Source organism: Clostridium sp. AM27-28, from assembly GCF_003480955.1.
Taxonomy (GTDB): domain Bacteria; phylum Bacillota; class Clostridia; order Lachnospirales; family Lachnospiraceae; genus Otoolea; species Otoolea fessa.
Map to the genome: position 1 here is coordinate 1 of NZ_QUJT01000020.1, position 15299 is coordinate 15299.

28 protein-coding genes are annotated in these 15299 nt (G+C 46.4%); 23 read left to right on the forward strand and 5 right to left on the reverse strand.

The window, feature by feature from the left end:
* Positions 1-524 precede the first annotated feature (524 nt).
* The 8 genes from DW720_RS14945 (at position 525) to DW720_RS14980 (ending at position 5888) form a co-directional block, all read left to right on the forward strand.
* On the forward strand, positions 525-1511 hold the full coding sequence (locus DW720_RS14945) for a LysR family transcriptional regulator (RefSeq protein ID WP_118742498.1): 987 nt from the start codon (positions 525-527) through the stop codon (positions 1509-1511).
* Positions 1512-1811: 300 nt separating this feature from the next.
* Positions 1812-2663: a 4-hydroxy-3-methylbut-2-enyl diphosphate reductase gene (gene ispH / locus DW720_RS14950; protein WP_118742698.1), complete on the forward strand. Its 852-nt coding sequence runs from the start codon at positions 1812-1814 to the stop codon at positions 2661-2663.
* A complete protein-coding gene (gene rpsA, locus DW720_RS14955) occupies positions 2644-3726 on the forward strand; it encodes a 30S ribosomal protein S1 (RefSeq protein WP_022360427.1) in 1083 nt (360 codons plus the stop codon). The genes ispH and rpsA overlap by 20 nt, the downstream gene beginning before the upstream one ends.
* Before the next feature lie 52 nt (positions 3727-3778).
* On the forward strand, positions 3779-3928 hold the full coding sequence (locus tag DW720_RS16250; protein ID WP_333490962.1) for a hypothetical protein: 150 nt from the start codon (positions 3779-3781) through the stop codon (positions 3926-3928).
* Positions 3929-4216: 288 nt separating this feature from the next.
* Positions 4217-4531 (forward strand): PadR family transcriptional regulator, encoded by a 315-nt coding sequence (locus tag DW720_RS14965; protein WP_022360428.1) that lies wholly within the window; start codon positions 4217-4219, stop codon positions 4529-4531.
* Positions 4532-4544: 13 nt separating this feature from the next.
* Positions 4545-5366 (forward strand): DUF1700 domain-containing protein, encoded by an 822-nt coding sequence (locus DW720_RS14970; RefSeq protein ID WP_106999742.1) that lies wholly within the window; start codon positions 4545-4547, stop codon positions 5364-5366.
* Positions 5367-5378: 12 nt separating this feature from the next.
* On the forward strand, positions 5379-5639 hold the full coding sequence (locus DW720_RS14975; protein ID WP_118467562.1) for a hypothetical protein: 261 nt from the start codon (positions 5379-5381) through the stop codon (positions 5637-5639).
* 54 nt (positions 5640-5693) lie between these two features.
* Entirely contained in the window at positions 5694-5888 is a 195-nt protein-coding gene (locus tag DW720_RS14980) for a small, acid-soluble spore protein, alpha/beta type (protein ID WP_106999744.1), read from the forward strand.
* A gap of 116 nt (positions 5889-6004) precedes the next feature.
* On the opposite strand, the gene DW720_RS14985 is transcribed toward DW720_RS14980, so the two are convergent.
* The 4 genes from DW720_RS14985 to DW720_RS15000 all read right to left on the reverse strand — a co-directional run bounded on the left by DW720_RS14985 (position 6005) and on the right by DW720_RS15000 (position 8932).
* Entirely contained in the window at positions 6005-7069 is a 1065-nt protein-coding gene (locus DW720_RS14985; RefSeq protein WP_118749793.1) for a site-specific integrase, read from the reverse strand.
* Positions 7070-7270: 201 nt separating this feature from the next.
* Positions 7271-8020, reverse strand: a complete 750-nt coding sequence (locus tag DW720_RS14990; RefSeq protein ID WP_118749794.1) for a hypothetical protein — start codon at positions 8018-8020, stop codon at positions 7271-7273.
* Positions 8021-8058: 38 nt separating this feature from the next.
* Positions 8059-8493, reverse strand: coding sequence for an ImmA/IrrE family metallo-endopeptidase (locus DW720_RS14995; protein WP_243021919.1), 435 nt, complete (start codon positions 8491-8493; stop codon positions 8059-8061).
* 10 nt (positions 8494-8503) lie between these two features.
* Positions 8504-8932, reverse strand: a complete 429-nt coding sequence (locus tag DW720_RS15000) for a helix-turn-helix transcriptional regulator (RefSeq protein WP_118524340.1) — start codon at positions 8930-8932, stop codon at positions 8504-8506.
* Positions 8933-9131: 199 nt separating this feature from the next.
* Here DW720_RS15000 and DW720_RS15005 point away from each other — a divergent pair, with 199 nt between their 5' ends.
* Entirely contained in the window at positions 9132-9332 is a 201-nt protein-coding gene (locus DW720_RS15005; protein ID WP_347474711.1) for a helix-turn-helix transcriptional regulator, read from the forward strand.
* A gap of 162 nt (positions 9333-9494) precedes the next feature.
* On the opposite strand, the gene DW720_RS15010 is transcribed toward DW720_RS15005, so the two are convergent.
* On the reverse strand, positions 9495-10013 hold the full coding sequence (locus DW720_RS15010; protein ID WP_118749795.1) for a hypothetical protein: 519 nt from the start codon (positions 10011-10013) through the stop codon (positions 9495-9497).
* A gap of 124 nt (positions 10014-10137) precedes the next feature.
* Here DW720_RS15010 and DW720_RS15015 point away from each other — a divergent pair, with 124 nt between their 5' ends.
* From DW720_RS15015 to DW720_RS15805, 14 genes are all read left to right on the forward strand, one after another.
* Positions 10138-10383 (forward strand): hypothetical protein, encoded by a 246-nt coding sequence (locus DW720_RS15015; RefSeq protein ID WP_118749796.1) that lies wholly within the window; start codon positions 10138-10140, stop codon positions 10381-10383.
* An 83-nt stretch (positions 10384-10466) separates the two neighbouring features.
* Positions 10467-10646: a hypothetical protein gene (locus DW720_RS15020; protein WP_118749797.1), complete on the forward strand. Its 180-nt coding sequence runs from the start codon at positions 10467-10469 to the stop codon at positions 10644-10646.
* 12 nt (positions 10647-10658) lie between these two features.
* Positions 10659-10874, forward strand: a complete 216-nt coding sequence (locus DW720_RS15025) for a hypothetical protein (RefSeq protein ID WP_118472813.1) — start codon at positions 10659-10661, stop codon at positions 10872-10874.
* The gene (locus DW720_RS15030; RefSeq protein WP_118472812.1) at positions 10867-11055 is read left to right on the forward strand and encodes a hypothetical protein; all 189 of its coding nucleotides are present in this window, start codon (positions 10867-10869) and stop codon (positions 11053-11055) included. The genes DW720_RS15025 and DW720_RS15030 overlap by 8 nt, the downstream gene beginning before the upstream one ends.
* Positions 11036-11332 (forward strand): hypothetical protein, encoded by a 297-nt coding sequence (locus tag DW720_RS15035; RefSeq protein ID WP_118749798.1) that lies wholly within the window; start codon positions 11036-11038, stop codon positions 11330-11332. The genes DW720_RS15030 and DW720_RS15035 overlap by 20 nt, the downstream gene beginning before the upstream one ends.
* Positions 11304-11624, forward strand: coding sequence for a hypothetical protein (locus tag DW720_RS15040; protein WP_118749799.1), 321 nt, complete (start codon positions 11304-11306; stop codon positions 11622-11624). Before DW720_RS15035 ends, DW720_RS15040 begins: the two co-directional genes overlap by 29 nt.
* Positions 11608-11763, forward strand: coding sequence for a hypothetical protein (locus DW720_RS15800; protein WP_182431328.1), 156 nt, complete (start codon positions 11608-11610; stop codon positions 11761-11763). Before DW720_RS15040 ends, DW720_RS15800 begins: the two co-directional genes overlap by 17 nt.
* On the forward strand, positions 11750-12235 hold the full coding sequence (locus DW720_RS15045; protein WP_118749800.1) for a siphovirus Gp157 family protein: 486 nt from the start codon (positions 11750-11752) through the stop codon (positions 12233-12235). The genes DW720_RS15800 and DW720_RS15045 overlap by 14 nt, the downstream gene beginning before the upstream one ends.
* Positions 12236-12246: 11 nt before the next feature.
* On the forward strand, positions 12247-12927 hold the full coding sequence (locus DW720_RS15050) for an ERF family protein (protein ID WP_118749801.1): 681 nt from the start codon (positions 12247-12249) through the stop codon (positions 12925-12927).
* A 36-nt stretch (positions 12928-12963) separates the two neighbouring features.
* Positions 12964-13524 carry a hypothetical protein gene (locus tag DW720_RS15055; RefSeq protein ID WP_147355520.1) on the forward strand — a complete coding sequence of 187 codons (561 nt, stop codon included), beginning with the start codon at positions 12964-12966 and terminating at the stop codon, positions 13522-13524.
* Positions 13475-13780, forward strand: coding sequence for a phosphoenolpyruvate carboxykinase (locus DW720_RS15060; RefSeq protein WP_118749803.1), 306 nt, complete (start codon positions 13475-13477; stop codon positions 13778-13780). Before DW720_RS15055 ends, DW720_RS15060 begins: the two co-directional genes overlap by 50 nt.
* Before the next feature lie 148 nt (positions 13781-13928).
* Entirely contained in the window at positions 13929-14303 is a 375-nt protein-coding gene (locus tag DW720_RS15065; RefSeq protein WP_118749804.1) for a hypothetical protein, read from the forward strand.
* Positions 14304-14317: 14 nt separating this feature from the next.
* Positions 14318-14740 (forward strand): hypothetical protein, encoded by a 423-nt coding sequence (locus tag DW720_RS15070; RefSeq protein WP_333491471.1) that lies wholly within the window; start codon positions 14318-14320, stop codon positions 14738-14740.
* A partial coding sequence (locus tag DW720_RS15805; protein ID WP_207665589.1) for a DUF6291 domain-containing protein occupies positions 14730-15299 on the forward strand: 570 nt, incomplete at its 3' end. The genes DW720_RS15070 and DW720_RS15805, both read left to right, overlap by 11 nt.

Consider the following 15299-nt stretch of genomic DNA (forward strand, 5'->3'; position numbering starts at 1 on the left):
CATATCGACATGGTACAGTACAATCCGACCGTTATCTTCGACGAGGGAACACCGGAAGAAGTCCTGATCGTAAAAGACGGCAAGGTTGTATGCCTGGGCGATAAATAAGATGGCTACATATTACGAAATATCAAGAATGAATTGTCAATGAAAGACTGCATGAATTGCGGCTGTGATTTCCCCTTGAGCAGTCGCAATATAAAACATCGGGAATTGGTAAAAGCATAGGAATTGGTAAACCTCCATATTAAAAATGGAAGCTGTGGACGCAGGTTAGCTGCCTTAGATGTGCAGAGCGCAGGCGTTCGCAGCTTCTTTTGAGTGCTGATTCACGCACATGGAAGTTTCGTAAAACAAGCTGGATTCTGTCTGAAAAACGACAAATGGACGGAAAATACAGTTTATTTGTTTGCAGATATAGAAATCTTATGATAAAATAATAACAATAAAAAATAACTGTTAGATATGGCGGTTATATTCGTTTAAGCAAAGCAGGATGGAAAATGGACAGGGGGAATTGACAAATGCTGAATGAAATGAAGTACGTGTATGAGGTTTACAAAGAAAAGAGTTTTTCCAAAGCGGCGAAGAAGCTTTTTATCAGCCAGCCAGCACTCAGCAACATGGTGCGGAAGGCAGAGAAAGAGATGGGAGCGCCGATTTTTGATCGCAGTACGATTCCGCTGACGGTGACGAAGGAGGGCGCGTATTACATCCGTACCGTTGAAAAGATTCTTTTTCTGGAACGGAATTTGGAACGGTATTTTCAAGATATTGCGGGGCTTCAGGGCGGCACGCTGGCGCTCGGCGGTGCATCTTATTTCTGCTCGTTTGTGTATCCGGATCTGATTGCCCGTTTTCAGACAAAATATCCGCAGGTTACGATTGACCTAACAGAAGGAAATACGCGGGAGCTGAAAGCGGGGTTGGAAAATGAGTCGCTGGATCTGGTGTTGGAGACGGCGATGGAGAAGGACGATACTTCGATCAAACGGTATTTATTCCGGAAGGAAAATCTGATTCTGGCAGTTCCGGAAAGTTTTCCGGTTAACCGGAAGCTGCAGCCATACCGACTGTCCAGGCAGGAGATTCTGTCCAAGTCCTTTTTAAAACCGGAGGTGGAGGCGGTTCCGTTAAAGGAATTTAAGGATGTGCCGTTTATCACGATGAAACCGGGCAATGATATGTATAAACGAGGCGCGAAAATGTGCCGCAACGGCGGTTTTACGATGAAAACTGTGATGATGGTGGATCAGGTGCTGACTTCTTTAAATATCGTCTCCAACGGGGTTGGAGCGATGTTTGTGCGTTCTGATATTGTACAGTGGCGTCCGGAGGACCCGAGGCTGGTCTATTATAAGCTGGACGACCCGCTGTCTGAGCGGGAGATTACATTTTCGGTCAAGCGGGGGCGTTATGTGACGGCAGCGATGCGTGAGTTTATGCGTCTGGCAGGCATCCGGTCGGATGATCCGGACACCGATCCGGCTGCCGGGAGGCAAAAGGAGTAACGGCAATTTCCGAAGACAGGGACTGAATGCGGCGTAAATTCCGAAATGCGGTTGCAAAATCAGTTAATCGTGTAAATTTTATATAATTTTACGTCGATTTAGACTTTACCAGCAGTCTAAAGTATGATAAACTATAACAATGAGGGTAAATGAGTTGCCGATTAAAGGCGGAAGAATTTCTATTCTGGAGAATTCGCGGGATGCTATGAGAGACAGGAGCAAAAGTGGATTTTATGAAGGAGACAGAGGGGATTTATTTATCCAAGACGATGAGGAATAGGAGGAATGGCGGGCAGGAACATGGAAATCACAGTTGCGAAGACGGCTGGCTTCTGCTTTGGCGTGAAGCGGGCAGTCGAGAAGGTATATGATCAGATAGCGACGGGGAAGAAGCCGATCTATACCTACGGTCCCATCATCCACAATGAAGAGGTGGTGCAGGATCTGGAAGAGAAGGGCGTACAGGTCATCAATTCGAAGGAGGAACTGGAAGCCCTGAAAGAAGGCGTGGTCGTCATCCGTTCCCACGGCGTAGGCAGGGAGATCTATGAACTCCTGGAACGCCAGGGACTGGAGCTTGTGGACGCGACCTGTCCATTTGTCAAAAAGATCCACAAGATTGTCCGGGAACAGTGCGAAGCCGGACGCCGCGTGATTATCGTGGGAAATGAGCACCACCCGGAGGTCGAGGGTATCAAAGGCTGGGGAAATGAGTATACTCTGGCAGTCGAGTCACTGGAGGAATTTGAAAATCTGGCACTCAGACCGGATGAAAAGCTCTGTATCGTGGCGCAGACGACATTTAACTACAATAAATTTCAAGATTTAGTTGAAAAAATTTCAAAAACGTATTATGATATACTTGTTTTAAATACGATTTGCAATGCAACACAGGAGAGACAGGTTGAGGCGAGGCAGATAGCTTCACAGGTTGATGTTATGATTGTGATTGGAGGCAAGAACAGTTCTAACACACAAAAGTTGTATGAGATTTGCCGCAGGGAATGTAAACACACTTACTACATTCAGACACTGGAAGATTTCAAGCCTGAGATAACAGGTACTGTGCGCAGCGTAGGTATTACAGCCGGGGCATCGACCCCAAATCAAATTATCGAGGAGGTTCATACTAATGTCAGAATTAAGTTTTGAACAAATGTTTGAAGAATCATCATTCAAGAGATTACGTACAGGAGAGGCTGTTACCGGTCAGGTTATCGGTGTCAAGGAAGACGAAATCATTCTCAGCATCGCTGGAAGCAAATCCGAAGGCATCATCACAAGAAGCGAATTCACCAATGAGCCGGGCGTAGATCTTAGAACCAAAGTTCAGGTCGGCGACGAACTGGAAGCAAAAGTTCTGAAAGTAAACGACGGAGAGGGCATGGCTGCTTTATCTTACAAGAGACTGGCTGCTGATAAGGGTCTGAAACGTCTGAAAGAAGCTTTCGAGAACAAGGAAGTTCTGAAAGAGAAAGTTACACAGGTTATGGAGAAAGGCCTCGTAGTAGAGGTTGAGGGAACCCGTGTATTCATTCCGGCAAGCATGGTTTCTGATACTTATGATAAAGACTTATCCAAGTACGCAGGTCAGGAGATTGAGTTCGTAGTTACCGAGTTCAATCCGAGCGGAAGAAGAAGCCGTATCATCGGCGACCGCAAGCAGATCCTGCTTGAGAAGAAAGCTGCTATGCAGAAAGAATTATTCGAGAAGATCGCTGTTGGTCAGACCGTAGAAGGTGTTGTTAAGAATGTAACTGATTTCGGTGCATTTATCGACCTTGGCGGCGCTGACGGTCTGCTTCACATCTCTGAGATGTCCTGGGGCAGAGTTGAGAATCCGAAGAAGGTTTTCAAAGTAGGCGATAAAGTAAAAGCTCTGATCAAAGATATCAACGGCGAGAAGATCGCTCTGAGCTTAAAGTTCCCGGAGAGCAATCCGTGGGCAAACGCAGCTGAGAAATATGCTGTAGGCAACGTAGTAGAAGGCAAGGTAGCACGTATGACTGATTTCGGCGCATTCGTTGAGCTGGAGCCAGGTGTAGATGCACTTCTTCACGTATCCCAGATTTCCAGAGAGCATGTTGACAAACCATCCGACGTACTGAGCGTAGGACAGGTTATCACTGCTAAGGTAGTTGATTTCAACGAGGCAGACCGCAAGATCAGCCTGAGCATGAAAGCTCTTGAGAATCAGGAAGCAGAAGAAAACTAATCAAACGGTTGACGCCAGTTTCTCATCGGACAGATAGTGCGTCAGACGGAGGATGAAAGAATCATCAGGCTGTCACTTCCACAGGAAGAATGTGGAGGTGGCAGCCGTTTTTGCGATGGCGTGGGGCATGGTATTCTTGACCGGAACGCAGTTGGGTATTTCTGGGATTGGAAGAAAGAGCTGGCTGTTTCTGGCGCTGTAGAAAGCTATTTGGTGATTTTATTAAGATAAAAATGAAAACAGGCAGTATGGCGTATGTGATGGAACATAGGTTGTACGGTCTGTTTTTTGCGTGATGAGGAGCGGGATACGGCGTGGTGAAGGGTTGTGGGAGCAGAAAGATGGATTGGAGTGAGTCATAAGGATATTTGGAAAAATATTGACAAAGAAGGTACACTGATATATAATTTAGATACAATATTATATAATATATAATATTAAACAAGAAAAAATATTATATTTTGAATTAGTGAATCTTAGGAGGGATAAGATGGTTTTTAATACAGGAGCTGCGCTTCTGGATGCGATCGTCCTTTCAGTTGTATCAAAATCTGCAGAAGGAACATATGGGTATAAGATCACGCAGGATGTCCGTCAGGCAATCGAAATATCGGAGTCCACGCTTTATCCGGTGTTGCGGCGGCTTCAGAAGGATGACTGCCTGGAAACATATGACCGGGCGATCGACGGCAGAAACCGACGGTATTACAAAATAACGGAGGCGGGACGGATTCAGCTGAATCTTTACCGGGGTGAGTGGAACGTGTATGCAGGAAAAATTTCAGAGATACTGAAAGAGGGATAAGGAGAGGCAGATCATGAAAAAAGAAGCATTTTTAGAGAGGCTGGAAGCGCTCTTGCAGGATATTCCGGAAGAAGAAAAACGGGATGCGATTGACTATTACCGCGATTATCTGGAGGAAGCGGGACCGGAGAAGGAAGAAGAGGTACTTGCAGAATTTCAGAGTCCGGAGCATATTGCCGAGGTAATCCGGACGGAGCTGCAGAGTGAATGGAGTGGCGGCGAATTTACAGACCGGGGGTACAATGACAGCCGGTTTGAAGAAAAGCGGACGACTTTATCCAGAAGCGGTGGGGCAGAACAGGGAGAACGAGAAAAAGAAGCAGGATTTCAGGCTGGAACCGAGGATGCCCCATTCCGGGAATTTCGGGATGAGGAAACGGGAGAAAATGCGGCATCCAATGAGAATCAAAGAAGCCGTCTGAGCGAGATGCTGCATTGCTTAAAAGAAAAAATAACCGGTTCCAAGATTGGAATGGTTGTGGCAGTTCTGGTAGTGCTTGCAGTTCTTCCATTTATCTTTTCGCTGGTAACGGGAACTGTGGGAAGTGTTTTTGGGCTGGCAGTCGCACTGGCAGCGATATTGGTGGTGCTGGGACTGATGACGGTGCTGGTGTTTGTTGGCGGAATTATGCTGTTTGTTCTGGGTACGGCGAGTCTGTTTGAACATTTTGCGATGGGACTGATGTTCATCGGATTGGGTATCGCGGCAGAGGGCAGCTGTCTGCTTCTGATATGCGGCTGTATCCTGTTTTACGGTGTATTTCTGCCGTGGGCAGTCAAGGGAATCATTCAGCTTTGCCGTCAGGCGGCAGGTTATCTGTCAGCCAGGGCATAGGAGGATAGGAAAATGAAAAAATGGATGAAAAAAATGGCAATCATAGGCGCCGTCCTCTTTGTGGGTGGAATCGGCGTGACATCGATCGGGGCTGCCATCGGAGGCGCAGCTGCCGGGCTGGATTTTCTGATCGATCAGGAAAAAAATTTTCAGGATAAATATAACTGGGGAGATTCGGAGGAGATATGGGATGATACGGAGCAGCTGCCGGAAGAGATCGACGAGCCGGATGAGATGGAAGAGCAGCTGGACAGAGAAAAACAATGCGAATAGTTTTCCAGAAAATGGACATACTCTGAGTACACAAGGTGGAAAGGAGTATTTTTTATGGATGAAAATAAGGTGGATTTTGAGAAAATGACCCCGGCAGAGCGGCTGAAATATGAGGTGGCGGAAGAAATTGGGCTGGCAGACAAGGTACGGCAGTATGGCTGGAGAAGCCTGACTGCCAAGGAGAGCGGGCGGATTGGCGGTCTGATGACTAAGAAAAGGCGGGAGATGAAACAGGATAAGAAAGGCTGATAGATATTTGCTTGAAAACACCAAAAGCCCTTGAAAATAAAGGAAAAATCCAATATTTTCAAGGGCTTTCAAATCTGCCGGCTGCGGGACTTGAACCCGCGAAGAAGCCTTTAATATCAATGCTTTTCAGGCATCGTGTTGCATTTCGTGTTGCATGATTTTACGTTTGCAACTTTTTGGAAATGTTCAAGGATCAGCTGACTCTGCTTTTCTGCCTCCGAATCAATGACATTCCGGTAGACGGTTTTCATCACATTATCAGAGGACCAGCCGCCGCGCTGCATAATGTATTGATCCGGGACTCCGATCGCGTGCATGATGGACGCGGAATAATGCCGCAGGTCATGAAAGCGGAAGTGGGGGAGCTGGCAGAGATCCAGAACCCGTTCGAATTCTCGCGTGAGCTGATCGGGGTTCAGGTTACACAGTGCCCCTTTTTTACCGCGTATATGTTTAAAAAAGAATTCTGGCATTTGTATAGTTCGATAGCTGCCGTAGGTTTTGGGTGACTTGGTTATCCACTCATTGTCCTCGCTGCGCACAATGCTTTTGCTGACAGTTATGGTGTTCCCTTTAATATCACGGGAAGTCAAAGCACAGATTTCGCCACGGCGAAGCGGACCAAATGCAGCCAGAAGAATGGCTATTTCCAGATCGGTTCCAGCAGATTCAGCCAGGAGGCGCTGAATATCTGTGTCGTTCGGACAATATAGCTCCGGGTGCTTCCGGGCGGGAAGCTGTACGCGGATGGAAAGGTCGGGGGCAAACATATCGAGAGCCGCTGTCAGAAGCGCATAGGCATTTCGGACGGTCTTAGGGCTAAGCCTTTTCGATAAATCAGATATCCAGATCTGTACAATCTGGCTGTTCAATTCATTAAGGCGTGTGCTGCCGAAATCGCCCTGGAAGTGCGTCCGCAAGAGTCCTGCATAGCCGCGTAGGGTAGACGGGGAAAGGACGGCTGCTTTCATGTCCTTGTATCGCTGGACAGCGACACGAACGGATATATTTTCGGCGCGGTTCCTTTTCTTTGATAATTTCCATTCGTCTGCAAGCATCCGCGCCTCTTTCTTGGTCGGCGCGGTAAAGGACTTATAATGACGTTTACCATCCGGATCTGTGTAATCTAAAGCCAGAACACGAAAGTTCCCGGATGGGAGTGAATTTTTGCGTTTTGCCATAATGATATCATCCTCCTTGGTGGGTATAGGAAATACACCCCTTGCAGGGCGCCCGGAAGAATGATATAATTCAAAGTGTTCAAGTTTGATTATATCTTCCGGGAGCGATCCTGTAAGAGAAAATCTATGTAAAGCCGTTCGGTACGCCAATACCGGGCGGTTTTGCTATTTAAAGTGGTCGAAATCGACCACTTTAGGAAATCACTGTAAAGCAGGGCTTAACCATACATCAGTCGAATAGCTTTGTAACTGCCCCTCTACAATCGACCCATTGGCGATTTTTTCAAGAGTATCATGCGGAACAGTAAAGCTAATAACTTTTTGTTCGCTTCCGTCTGTCATATCAGCGACCGCCCAGTATTGCAATTCATCATATTGATCCAGACCATATTTTTCGACCGCGTCATATACATCGTAAAAGCAGCTAGCTACGGTCATTTTTTTAGTCAAACTGGATGTAATCTTGGCTTTCAGGACGATGGTTGTCCCGTTTACAGTGGTACTAAGCAAATCGCCATAATGAAGTTGAATTTCTGATGTATCGGAAGCACCGTTTTCAGCAGCTATTTTATCGTAGTTTCCCAGTACATACATATATACGTGAGAAGCATCATCTGTTGAAATACCATATTTTTCTGCAATCTCTTCATCAACCTGTGCTTCATAATCTCTTTTCGCAATCGGATCTTCTGGTGAAGATTCCCAAGCGGTCTGATAGTCTTGATAAATAGAAAGCATGGTTGAATTATCAAGTCCTAACGCTCGTACACTTCCCCAGCCGTCGGAATCGTTATCAGCGGAAACGGAGCTGTCTTCTGCAGTGCTTTCTTCGGCAACAGTTTCTTCGACGGAGCTTTCTGTTGGCGTTTCGGTTGTCGATGTGTTTCCACCGCCGCAAGCCGACAAAGAGAATGTACACAGCAATGCTACAAAAAATATTTTTCTTTTCATACCTTTTCTCCTTAGTGTTTTTTATTAAAATGCCAAAGCTATTTTAATCGTAGTTCAATTAATTTTTTTTGATACCCCAATAATCTGGATACCTGCTCGATGGAGCATTCTTTGTATTTAAGATATTCTGTTAATATTTCGTCCGGAATTAAAAATTCCACAGCAAATTTATTTGCTTCGACTTCTAATTTCGTATTCAGCAAGGTGTGAGTCCTTAAAAAATAGCAGTTTTCTTTCGGGTGCAGAATTGCATGCCCCAACTCATGAGCCATAACAAACATTCGCTCATTGCCTTCGAGAGATTCACTGATCCAGATGCACTTTGACCGTTTCAGATACATATAGCAGCCGAGCCGGGAACCAATGTCGCAGGTCATGACTTCGATGCCAAGAGCGTCGGCCAGTTTAAACGGATCAGAAGTATTAAATTTTCTTCTATAAGCTAAGGCCTTTTTTCTGACATAGTCATTCAACCCAGATCACCTACTTTTTGTTTTTATTCGGATTGTATTTTTCTTTGTTTTTGATTTTCACTCGTCGGAGCATAAGATCCACCTGTCCCAAAAACAGATCAATATCTTCTTCCGGAATATCCTGCCCGTCATATGCCGCCGGACCAGATTCTTTATTGGCCAGTTTCTCGCGTAGGGAGTCGAGGTCTTTCTTTATATCTCTTTCGTCCCGGGCTGTAAGCTCCGGGGCTTTTTCTTTTACAACCTCTTCTTTTCCGGTCATCAGATACTCTAAAGACACGCCGAAATAATCTGCAATTTTCTGTAGCTTATCCTGCTTGGGAGTGTATTTTCCTTGTTTCCAATTAGACAGCGTTGCAGTAGTAATACCAGTTTCCTTAGCTACTTTATAGGCGGTTACTCCATACTTGGAAAGTAGCTGTTCAAAAATCTCATACATTATATTCCTTTCCGCCTGAATAGCTTAGAAAAATTAGCTAAAAATATTGACAAGCTAAGATATCTATGCTATTGTATGAATGTAGCTAAGAAATCTAAGCTACAAACAATGACATAGGCTTTGGTTTCTTAAATAACTTAGATGGTACTTTGATTATATAAGAAACCTTAGCTAAAGTCAATAGATTTTAAAGAAGGAGGTGTCTATTTTGTATAAAAAATATGCAGAGCTGCGAGACAAGAGAAATATAACAGACTATAGAGTCGCAGCAGATACTGGAATTTCGACAGCAACACTTTCTAATTGGAAGAATGGAAACTATGCGCCGAAGTTCGACAAGCTTCTGATTCTTGCGAAATACTTCGACGTTCCGGTGGAGTATTTCGCGGAAGCAGAATAGCGATCGAAGATCTGTTGGAGTAGGGGGGTGAGAGGGATGAAGATAGTATTGTTAATTGGCTGCTGGCTTTTAGGAGCATTATGCGTTCTGATTATGAAAAAAATAGAGCCACATAACAAGGTGTATCCTGTATGGGCTCTGTTTATATCGATCATGTTTACGCTATTCGCGTTCTACGATTTGCTTGGTAGAAGTTAGTTCTTTATTAAGTTCACAACCTAAAGATGCGATAAGAGAAGAATACATTGTTCGTTCTTCTCTTGAGGATCCGCTACCAAAGACTTCGTTGTCGATTTTATCCATGAACGAAATAAGTGTTTTTTGGTTTTGGGAATCACAGAACAAAAGAGCTGTATCGACAGCGGAGTGGACATTTTGATAGCGTTCAAGAGATTGCTTCGAAGCGGTAAAGTTACCAGCGGAGCGAAGTACCTCACTAAAAGCAGTTTTTTTATCAGCATAATAAATTTCAAATTGCTTTTGAGCAGCTTCATGGGAAAGAGATAATTTTTTCATATTTTCTTCATGACAGAATTCGAGCTTTTTCATTTTATATGCATGGTGATTATTAATTAAAGCAACAGCTACGGGAGATAAAAAAGCAGCAATAGCAATAACAGCTGTAATTACCCAAGATAAATCTAATGGGTGTGAAAAAAGAGAATCAAAATTAGCATTCATGGGTGTCCCCTTTCTTTTGTACTTGGCTCTGACGGGAGCCTGTATGAAGATCATAGCATAACGGAGACATGGAAACAAGATATATGATCTGTTCGCAACAGAGGATGAGAAGGAGGCGTAAGAAATGAAAAGAACTGCATTTAAGAAAAAGCCATCATGGAGCTATTGTACGGCGGATTGGATAAACGAAATTAAGATTCGAACCAGTTGGGCAAATGAAAAACTTGCTGGTGAGCTGGGAGTATCGCTGTCAACGCTCCATAATCTTAAATCTGCGCCGTGGAAGGTGTCTGGGGCGTATGTGCTGCGGCTTCTGGAGATTCGCAATAATGTGATTGCAAAATATGAAAATGAAAGAAAAGTCGTGTAAGACCTGTCGGAGTTGCTGGCGGTGTATGGAATCCGATCGGGAATACCCGTGCAAAGATTATAAGAAGAAAGCGAGGAAGCGTAATGAGAGAGGAAAGAAAAATCGAGTGTATGAACCTGCGGAGCCAGCGCAACCAGATGATCCAGACGTTGGAAGCGGAGCTGAGACAGAAGGACAAGCATTTGCATCTGATGGCAGAGGTAGCGGTAGTGATGTCGGCGGTTGCGGGGATCGCGACCGGGGCGCTCTTGGTATTGCATTAGGAGGTGGAGAAGATGGCAAAAGAAATTAGAAGAATCGTTGAGGGAATGCCTAGTGAAATCCTCGAACCAAAGGATGATTACAGGGATGATGCATTACGTGTCAAAGCGTGTGTGCATTATCTCATCGGATATCTCGAAGTAGAAGAGGAAGCCTATAAGGGTGAAGACATTGCAAAGTTGCTCGGAGTTATCTGCAAAGGGAAGGAGTGGTTAGAAGCTCATGAGTAGAAGAACCAACGGAACGAACAGAGCCGGTGCACTGCTGAATGCCAGCCGGTACACCGGTTATGGGAAACCAAAGAAAAAGACCGCCAGCTTGGCAGAGCTGAACGGTCAAATCAATAAAAATATTAACAGCTTGATTATATCAAGAGATTCGGGAGGATGCAATGGTAAAAGCAACAATTAGACATAAAAATCTGACAGAACTTGAAGGGGACGTGATCCTCGGCACCGCAATTCTGTATGGTGCAACCGAAAATTCAGAGACGTTTATCATTGGAGATGTTGAGCGTTCAAATATTCCAGTAATCTTGGCCGCGAATGCGCTGGTACTCCTGAAAGAAATTTTTTCGGGAAAAGAGCTGGAAAAATCGTATGCAGATTTCTATACGGCATTTCTTATAGCTGCGGAAGCAACACGGGAGGAGGATTCTGATGAAGAAGAGACTGGAAAAGAAAATTGAGAAGATGCGCCGGAAGAAGATTCATGAGGCGCTGGAGATGGTGTTGGAAATTAATACCACACAGAAAAGAGCTCAGGACATTACTGGACGCAAGCCTACGGCGTTCTTTTCGTTTTCGGGTCACGTAGCAGACGTAGATGTTAGCGTGTATCAAAATGGATGGAGCTTTACACGCGGCGCAGGAGGATGTTGGAGTGCTCAAGCCTTCCTCAACCACGCTGGAGATATGAATCGGCTGCTGAAAGAGCTTGCGAACAAGAAAAAGGAGTTACAGGATGCTGGAAAGATGTGACTGCTGCGGCGCATATCTGGAAGACGGCGGTTTGGCTTGTGAGGAGTGCCGGAAAGATATGAAGAACCGGATCAACCATAGAAATCAGAGAAATGAAAATAGAGCAAATGAACCGGAGGTAGCTTATGAATTTGTATGAGATTGATGCCCGCATCATGGAAGCGTTTGAGGCGGCGGTCGATGAAGAGACGGGGGAGATTGTAAATGAAGAGGCTTATGCGGCGCTGGATGCGCTGCAGGAAGCCAGAGACGAGAAGATCGAGAATGTCCTGCTTTGGATTAAGGATCTGAAAAGTGATGCGGAGCAGCTGAAAAATGAAAAGAAGGTGCTGGAAACACGCCAGAGAGAAGCCGAGAGAAAGGCGGAATCGCTGCAGGAGTATGTTAAAAGAGTGTTGGATGGTCAGAAGTTTAAGACAAGCAGAGTGGCGGTGTCGTACCGTGCCAGCAAAGCGATTGAATACGCCGGGGATATCAATGCACTTCCGGAAGCGTTCATCCGGCGCAAGGATCCAGAGCTGAATAAGACAGCGCTGAAAGAGGCGCTGGACAATGGCGTTGAGATTCCTGGCGTATCGATTGTAACCCGTAGCAACATGATCATTAGATAGGTGGCAGAGATATGGGAGAGACAAAAAAGAATATTTTCCAGACGATAGCGGCCGTCATGGAAGATGTGGGAGTAGTCGGGAAAGATTCGTTAAATAAGCAGCAGAACTTCAAGTATCGCGGCATTGACGCAGTCATAAATGCGCTGAATCCGGCATTTATTAAGCATCACCTGTTCGTTGTCCCGGAGGTTATGGATCAGACGCGGGAGGAACGCAGGACTGCAAAGGGCGGGATGCTTTTATATTCGGTCTGCCGTATGAAATATACATTCTATGCCGAGGATGGCAGCCACATCGAGGCGGTGGTAGTTGGCGAAGGGATGGACAGCGGCGACAAAGCAACCAATAAAGCGATGTCGGCTGCATTCAAATATGCCTGCTTCCAGGTGTTCTGCATTCCAACCGAGGAAATGAAGGATCCGGATGCGGAGACGCCGCCAGCTTCCGAGAAAGCCCCAGAGCTGGCAACCGAAGCGATGAGGAATGTATTCCTGAAAGAGTGCGACAGAATCGGAAAGAGTCCGAAATGCATTTTGAAAGCAATCGGTGTAGATTCGTTGGAACACCTGACGGTGGAACGCTTCCAGAGCGCGATGAAGAGTTTTAAGAACACGCCGGATAAATCCAAAGGGAAAGTAGATCCAGCCACGGTGCCGCCGGAGGATGAAACGAGCGGTCTTCCGTTCAATTAGCCTATGGAGAGTAAGGGAACTTTAAAAGATGTGTCGATGGACTGGAAAACCGGTCGGATGCGGCTGACGTTTGAGCTGGAATCGGATGTGTCATCGTCGATTGACAAGATGAAGGACAAGCCCCTGCGGATCATTGCAAAGCAATGGCGGGAGAAGCGGAGCCTGGACGCGAATGCGTATTACTGGGTGCTTCTCTCACGTCTGGCAGAGGTGGCGGGCATATCCAAGCCGCGGGCGCACAATCTCATGCTTCGGAGGTACGGTCAGAATCTCATGATTGCCGGTCAGATGGCGTATTTGGTTGTGCCGGACACGACCGAAGCGGAAGAGACGGCGCTGGAGGCGGAAACCTTCCACATCCGTCCAACTTCGCAGGTTAAGCAGGGCAAGGATGGGAAAGCATACCGTACATATACGGTGCTTGCCGGATCCAGTACCTACGATACAAAGGAAATGAGCGAGTTGATAAACGGGCTGGTAGCGGAATGTAAGGAGCAGGGGATTGAAACCCTGCCGCCGGAGGAGTTGGCTCGGATGATGGCAGAATATGAAGAAAACCACAGGAAGAAAGAAACTGTACAGCGTACTGACGGATGATTTAAAACATTGTATCATTACCGGCAGCCAGGAGGTGGCAATCCATCATGTATTTAATGGAGCCAACCGGAGCAGATCGGAGGCATATGGCTTTATCGTTCCGCTCCGCCCAGACTGGCATAACATGACGCCGTACAGTGTCCATATGAACCAAGAGTTCGACGAGAGTCTGAAACGTCAGGCACAGGAGTATTATGAGGCTCACATCGGCAGCAGACAGCAGTTTATTGCCGAGTTTGGCAAGAGTTATTTATAACGGTACAACAGCCGCAGGGCTTGTACATAGCAACCCGTAGACAGCATCCTGGCACGCCTTACCGTGTTATATATTACCAACCTTTAAAGGATGCCATTGGTTTACCGGGAGGGAGACCGACCCTCCCGCTCCGGAAGGGGGAAGAGATTTGTCGGAAAAGAAATTGACAGAAATGGAAATCTTTACCAGTGCTTTATACAATGCGCTGGGTGTAGGACATAAGAACGCGCAGACCCGCAGGGAGCTGTGCAAGCGCCTTGGATGCAGCGATCGGATGCTCCGCAAGGGAATAGAGATTCTGCGGCTTGATTATGCGATTCTGACCCGTGACGATGGCAAGGGCTATTACCTGCCGGAGACAACGGATGCGGGGCGGGCAGATGCCAAGCGCTGGTCTAAGCGGCAAGATCGCCGCGTGCAGGCAATCCGCGCAGCACAGGCGGGAGCACTTAAATTTGCGACGACCAGAAGAGAACCTAAAGGTATATATAGACAGCTCAGTATGTTCAGAGATGGAGGATAAGCAGGATGGGGAAGATGCAGAGAGAAAAAGGAAAGCGCGGCGAGCGTGAACTTGCGGGCATCCTGCAGGACTATGGATATAACTGTCGCCGGGGTCAGCAGTATTGCGGGGCTTCCGGCGATGCGGATGTGATCGGGCTGCCGAATGTACATATCGAAGTAAAACGAGTGGAAGACCTGAGACTCCGGAAAGCGCTGCAGCAGTCTTCCAGGGACGCCAGGGCGGGCGAGATTCCGGTGGTAATGCACCGGCGTAACTATGAGCCGTGGCGGGTGTCCATGTACCTGCAGAACTTCCAGCGGATGTATTCGGATGATATTTTCGATGAGCTGAAAGCGCAGATTCGCGGTGGAATCATTACTCTGCTGTTGGATACATGGATCTGCTATTACCGGGACTGGCAGGCGGGGAAGGAGATGGGCTTGGATGAGCGATAAGAAATCTTTTGTCATGTATGAGAGCTGGGGCGCTGCCATCGAAAAGATGAGCAACGAGCAGGCGGGCGAACTCATTAAAGCGATCTACGCCTATCAGAAAGACCCGGATGCTGTTCCGCAGGATCCGGCGCTGGCGTTTGTATTCGAGCTTATTAAACAGCAGCTGGATGCGGACAGCCAGCGCTACAAAGAAGCGTGTGTAGCCAGATCGGAAGCAGGAAAGAAAGGCGGAAGACCGAAAACAAATGCTTCTGATAAAAAGCAAATGGTTTCGGAGGAAAGCAAAAAAAGCAAATGCTTTTCTGAAAAAGCAAAAAAAGCTGATAATGATAATGAGTATGATAATGATTTAAAAGAAAACACCATAGATGGTGTTAAAGAAAAGCGCTTCGCGCCTCCCACCCTGGAGAATGTGAGTGAATATTGCCGGGAAATGGGTTACACGAACGTGGATGCAGCACGCTTTATTGACTTTTACACCAGTAACGGCTGGATGGTCGGTAAGAATCGCATGAAGGACTGGAAAGCAGCGGTTAGAAATTGGGGCAGGAGAGAAAAG